We start from the raw sequence: 4,574 nt of genomic DNA, 5'->3' as shown, positions 1-4,574 counted from the left end.
TGCAAATTCTGGTCAAGATGCTTCTTTTACCTGCTTTTTTTTGATAAACTTCATCCTGTTAATTCCTTAATCCTAAAAATTCTGGTCAAAGACGATTACCTTTGGCTCTATGACTCCCAAAAACATCGCCCTGCTGGCCGGAGGTTATACTGGCGAATACGAAGTTTCCATCAACAGTGCCCGTAACATTGCTGCAGAATTGAACCGCGAAAAATACAAAGTGTACACCATTTTGGTAACCCGCCAAAACTGGTTTTATGTTGCCGATGGCGAAAATATTGCGGTTGATAAAAACGATTTCAGTTTGACCGTTACTGGTGAGAAGATCAGGTTTGATGCTGCGTTTATTACCATCCACGGCACGCCCGGCGAAGACGGCAAAATGCAGGGCTATTTGGACATGCTGGGCATTCCGTACAACAATTGCGGTGCCGCAACTTCAGCCATCACCATGAACAAAGCGTACACCAAAGCCGTGGTTAAAGGCATTGCAGATTTACATGTGGCCGGTTCGGTGCAGGTTTTTCGGCAGCAAAAAGAAGCGGTGGAAAATCAAATCCAACACCTCAAACTGCCTTTGTTTATCAAGCCCAACAACGGCGGCAGCAGCGTGGGCATGAGCAAAGTGAACGCAAAAGAAGCATTGCCCCAAGCACTGGAAAAAGCTTTTGCCGAAGACGAACAGGTTTTGGTGGAAGAGTTTATTCAAGGCCGTGAATTTAGTATCGGCATTGTGAAGTTTGGCAATGAAATAACAGTTTTGCCAGCGACAGAAATCATCAGTTCCAAAGAGTTTTTTGATTATGAAGCTAAATATACGCCTGGCGTTTCGCAGGAAATTACGCCGGCTGATTTAAGTTCGGCCCAAACCAATCGCATAAAAAGTATCGTAAAAGAAGCATATCAAATGCTCAACTGCAAAGGCATGACACGTATCGATTTTATTTTGCAGGAAGGAACGGATGACTTTTATTTTATCGAGATCAACACTACGCCTGGGCAGTCGGCCAACAGCTTAGTTCCGCAACAAGTCCGAGCCGCGGGATTAAAATTAAGTGAATTTTACGGGAGGTTGATTGAGGAAGCGTTGAGGTAAGAGGTTTGGGGTACGAGGTTTGAGGTGAAAGGACACCAATTTTTATGCGGTAAAAGAAGCATTTAAGAGGCAGGAGGTTTGAGGACACTGGTTTTTACCCGATAAAAGAAGCTAATAAATGAACGAACAGCTAAAGTCTTTGATCAATGCGATGGTTTCTATGCCGGAAACGGATTTGGAACTACTGGACAAGATAACTTTAGCAATGCAGGTAAAAAAAGGGGATTATTTGCTGGAACAAGGGCAAATATGCAAACATGTATTTTTCCTGAAAAAAGGTTTTTTCAGGATGTATTATGTTGATCCCAAAGGCAACCAAATCAATTATCGTTTTACCGATGCAGGTAATTTCCTGGTTGACTTTCAAAGTTTTTTAACACAAAAACCCTCCAACTATTATTGGCAGGCCATGCAGGATGCAGTGGTTTTGGCTTTTAAGCACGACGATGTTCAAACAATTTATCAGCAATCGCGCAACTGGGAGCGTTTTGGCCGGTTGATGGCCGAGCAAGTGTATCAGCAAATGAACGCGCGGGTAGAAATGATGCAGTTTTTAACACCCGAACAACGGTACGAGAACCTATTGAAAACACAGCCAGAACTGTTTAATAAAATTTCACAATTCCATCTTTCCTCTTATTTGGGCATCAAGCCCGAATCGCTTAGCCGCATCAGAAAAAGGCTGCACAATAAATAATTTTTGTACTTAACTATAGTCAACGTTTTGCAGGCCTGCTTGTCTGTATCTTTGTAGAATCAAAAGCACAACTTCTTTAAAATGAATTAATTAAGGTGGTTTTTGTTCTATCAATATTAAAATTAAGGACATGATAAAATTTACAATTTTGCTGGTGAAGCGAAAAGGTTTAAGCCACGAGGATTATGTATTATACCACAAAAACAACCACGCGTCGTTATTTACTTCCCTGCCCGAAGTGCAGCAATATGTTCGCCGTTATGTACAATGCTATTCGTTTCAGGTAACCATGCCGGGATTGCCGCCACCAATTTACGATGGTATCACCGAACTTTGGTTTGATACGGTAGAAGATATCGCAAAAGTTTTTACTGCTGAAAGTTACATGTCAACCATCCGCCCGGACGAGGAAAAGTTTTTAGACCTACATGCTTGTAGCTTTCTGGTCTCGACAGAAAACGTAGTGATTTGAAAAAAGGTGTGAGGTTGAGAGGTTTGAGGTATCAGGTAAGAGCCATGTTGACGATACCTCAGACCTAATACCTCAAACCTCTTACCTCAAATCGTATATTTCTCAATCATTTCCTGGCTCACTTTAGCCGCGCGGCCGGTGGCGATATCAATCAAAATATAATCGAACCAACCATCGCAGCATATTTTTTTGGTTTTTTGGTTGATGATCTCGAACTGTACGCGGCAGCCTTTATCTTCAAAACTTTCCAATCCGGTACGCACCACAAAACTATCGCCCAAAGTTAAAGCGCGTTTGTAATCTACATAAGCCGTGCGCACCACCCAGCCGAAACCCTGCTGCATAAAAGTTTCCATCGGCATCCCGTAAAAGCGTTCCATTTGGTCGTATCGCGCAGCCAGCACATAATCAAAATATTTGCTGTTGTGCACGTGTTGGAACATGTCGATATCGTCCGGCCTGACCTTAAATTCGCTTTCAAAAATGCTGTAAGGGATGTTCATGCGGAGGTTTGAATTTGGAAGCAAAGATGCAGGAAAGATAATTATCTGCGGGATAAGAATTAAATGGTGATGCTTCTTTTATCGGGTAAAAGTTGGGGGATAATTACACTTCTATTTCACCAACTGTTACCACCTGAATGTCGCTTATTGCTTTTAGTTTCCCTCATCATTTTATCACCCCCAATTCCTTGCCCACTTTTGTAAACGCAGCAATCGCTTTATCCAAATGTTCCTGCTCATGCGCTGCCGAAATTTGTACGCGGATGCGTGCTTTCCCTTGCGGCACTACTGGATAATAAAAGCCGATCACATAAATGCCTTCTTCCAGCATTCGGCTTGCAAAATCCTGCGAAAGTTTAGCGTCGTACAACATCACCGGAACAATTGGATGAACGCCCGGCTTAATATCGAAACCGGCAGCCGTCATCTGCTCCCTAAAATATTGGGTGTTGTTTTCCAGCTTGTCGCGCAATTCGGTGGTTTCGCGCAGCATATCCAACACTTTAATCGAAGCGCCGGTGATAGCCGGGGCAAGTGTATTGGAGAAAAGATAAGGCCGCGAACGTTGGCGCAGCAAATCAATAATCTCCTTGTGCCCAGATGTAAAACCGCCGGAAGCGCCGCCCAAAGCTTTGCCTAAAGTGCCGGTAATAATATCAACGCGGCCCATCACATTATGGTGTTCGTGCGTGCCGCGGCCGGTTTTGCCCATAAAACCGGAGCAATGGCTTTCATCAATCATCACCAAAGCCTGGTATTGGTCGGCCAAATCGCAAATTTTGTCCAATTGTGCAATCGTTCCATCCATCGAAAACGCGCCATCGGTAACAATAATGCGGTGCCTTAGATCCTTAGTCGCTTTCAGTTTTTCTTCCAAATCGCCCATGTCGTCGTGTTTATAACGGTAACGCTGCGCTTTGCACAGCCGCACACCATCAATGATCGAAGCATGGTTCAGCTCGTCCGAAATGATTGCGTCCTGCTCGTTGAACAACGGCTCGAAAACGCCTCCGTTGGCATCAAAAGCGGCGGCATACAAAATGGTATCTTCCGTCCCTAAAAACTCCGACAGCTTTTTTTCGAGTTCTTTGTGGATGTCCTGCGTGCCACAAATAAAACGGACTGACGACAAACCATAACCATGCGCATCAACCGCTTGTTTGGCGGCTTCCATTACTTTTGGGTTGGAAGACAAGCCCAGGTAATTGTTCGCGCAAAAGTTGATTACCTGTTTACCGCCCTGCACTGTAATTTCTGCCCCTTGCGGCGAAGTAATTACACGTTCTTTTTTATATAAACCTGCTTTTTCAATTTCGGCAAGTTCGTTTTCTAATACGTTTTTTAATGTTTGATACATGATGGTTTGAATTTTTTATGTGGATTGATCCCGGTTATTTACAAGTTACAATGCTTCTTTTATCGCCTAAAAATCGTTAATCTTTTTTGAAGCTGATAACTGATTGCTGAAAGCTGACAGCAATTTTATAGTGCTAAAAGAAGCATTGTTAATTTTTATCAACAATCAATTGCTTGGATAAATGGGCAATCATGTCCGATGTAATTTGAGTTAAATCAAAATCTGGTTTCCAGCCCCAGTCTTTTTGTGCCGAAGTATCATCAATGGATTCCGGCCACGAATCAGCAATCGCCTGACGGAAATCGGGCACAAAACCACATTGAAAATCAGGAAAAAACAATTTGATATTCTCGTACAATTCTGCGGGCGTAAAACTGGTTCCGGCCAAATTATAAGAAGTCCTGACACTAATTTGGTCTGCTGGTGCTTCCATCAGTTCTATCGTAGCC

At 43.2% G+C, this 4,574-nt stretch carries 5 protein-coding genes and 1 pseudogene; 3 read left to right on the top strand and 3 right to left on the bottom strand.

Translation table 11 applies throughout. The features are described from left to right. The first annotated feature begins 109 nt into the window (after positions 1-109). From Q0192_RS06305 to Q0192_RS06295, 3 genes are all read left to right on the top strand, one after another. Positions 110-1,096 carry a D-alanine--D-alanine ligase gene (locus Q0192_RS06305; protein ID WP_299287760.1) on the top strand — a complete coding sequence of 329 codons (987 nt, stop codon included), beginning with the start codon at positions 110-112 and terminating at the stop codon, positions 1,094-1,096. Positions 1,097-1,214: 118 nt separating this feature from the next. Then, the gene (locus Q0192_RS06300; protein ID WP_299287757.1) at positions 1,215-1,793 is read left to right on the top strand and encodes a Crp/Fnr family transcriptional regulator; all 579 of its coding nucleotides are present in this window, start codon (positions 1,215-1,217) and stop codon (positions 1,791-1,793) included. Positions 1,794-1,923: 130 nt separating this feature from the next. Further along, a complete protein-coding gene (locus Q0192_RS06295) occupies positions 1,924-2,265 on the top strand; it encodes an EthD domain-containing protein (RefSeq protein ID WP_299287754.1) in 342 nt (113 codons plus the stop codon). Positions 2,266-2,351: 86 nt separating this feature from the next. On the opposite strand, the gene Q0192_RS06290 is transcribed toward Q0192_RS06295, so the two are convergent. The 3 genes and pseudogenes from Q0192_RS06290 to Q0192_RS06280 all read right to left on the bottom strand — a co-directional run. Beyond that, positions 2,352-2,768 (bottom strand): acyl-CoA thioesterase, encoded by a 417-nt coding sequence (locus Q0192_RS06290; protein WP_299287751.1) that lies wholly within the window; start codon positions 2,766-2,768, stop codon positions 2,352-2,354. A gap of 166 nt (positions 2,769-2,934) precedes the next feature. Continuing rightward, entirely contained in the window at positions 2,935-4,125 is a 1,191-nt protein-coding gene (gene kbl / locus Q0192_RS06285) for a glycine C-acetyltransferase (RefSeq protein ID WP_299287748.1), read from the bottom strand. 148 nt (positions 4,126-4,273) lie between these two features. After that, positions 4,274-4,574: pseudogene (locus tag Q0192_RS06280) on the bottom strand (NAD-dependent epimerase); the annotation flags it as partial.

This window comes from uncultured Mucilaginibacter sp. (genome assembly GCF_937859865.1).
Classification (GTDB): domain Bacteria; phylum Bacteroidota; class Bacteroidia; order Sphingobacteriales; family Sphingobacteriaceae; genus Mucilaginibacter_A.
The sequence above is the reverse complement of the archived record's forward strand: the minus strand, read 5'-3'. Positions and strand labels throughout refer to the sequence as shown.

Coding starts and splice junctions, on each gene's coding strand:
- Q0192_RS06290 (WP_299287751.1), bottom strand. CDS start 2,768: ATGAACATCCCTTACAGCATTTTTGAAAGCGAATTTAAGGTCAGGCCG.
- Q0192_RS06305 (WP_299287760.1), top strand. CDS start 110: ATGACTCCCAAAAACATCGCCCTGCTGGCCGGAGGTTATACTGGCGAA.
- Q0192_RS06295 (WP_299287754.1), top strand. CDS start 1,924: ATGATAAAATTTACAATTTTGCTGGTGAAGCGAAAAGGTTTAAGCCAC.
- kbl (WP_299287748.1), bottom strand. CDS start 4,125: ATGTATCAAACATTAAAAAACGTATTAGAAAACGAACTTGCCGAAATT.
- Q0192_RS06300 (WP_299287757.1), top strand. CDS start 1,215: ATGAACGAACAGCTAAAGTCTTTGATCAATGCGATGGTTTCTATGCCG.